General features: G+C 67.2%; 1 protein-coding gene. It reads right to left on the bottom strand.

The window, feature by feature from the left end; all coding sequences use genetic code 11:
- Positions 1 to 352, bottom strand: a 352-nt coding sequence (locus tag FLQ44_RS17095; protein ID WP_147695369.1) for a response regulator transcription factor, incomplete at its 3' end; no start/stop codon positions are given.
- Positions 353 to 458 lie beyond the last annotated feature (106 nt).

The following is a 458-nucleotide window of genomic DNA, read 5'->3' as shown; positions in this document are numbered from 1 at the left end:
GGGCCAGAACGGTCAGCCGGGCCTCGACTTCCTGCAGCGCGAAGGGCTTGACCAGGTAGTCATCGGCACCGACGTCGAAGCCGGCCAGCTTCTGCTCCAGCGCGTCGCGCGCGGTCAGCATCAGCACCGGGGTCTGCCGGCGTGCGTCCTGGCGCAGCTTGCGGCAGACCTCCAGGCCATCCATGCCGGGCAGGTTCAAATCGAGAACGATGGCGTCGAATTCGTTGACCACGGCGAGGTGCAGGCCGGTGACGCCGTCGGCGGCGAAGTCGACGATATGCCCGCGGTCTTCCAGGTAATCGCCGAGGTTGGCGGCAATGTCGGTGTTGTCTTCGATGACCAGGATGCGCATGGGGTCTGCTGTTGTAAGCGGCGCAGGTGCGCGCGGGGCCAAGGGTAACGGTTAACGCGACCCGGGTGGACAGCGCGGCGCGCGCTTCGTTCACCTGCGGCCCTGC

The sequence above is a fragment of the Vogesella mureinivorans genome (assembly GCF_007644035.1).
GTDB classification, from domain to species: domain Bacteria; phylum Pseudomonadota; class Gammaproteobacteria; order Burkholderiales; family Chromobacteriaceae; genus Vogesella; species Vogesella mureinivorans.
Note: the sequence above shows the minus strand (reverse complement) of the source record. Positions and strands in the feature narration are given on the sequence as shown.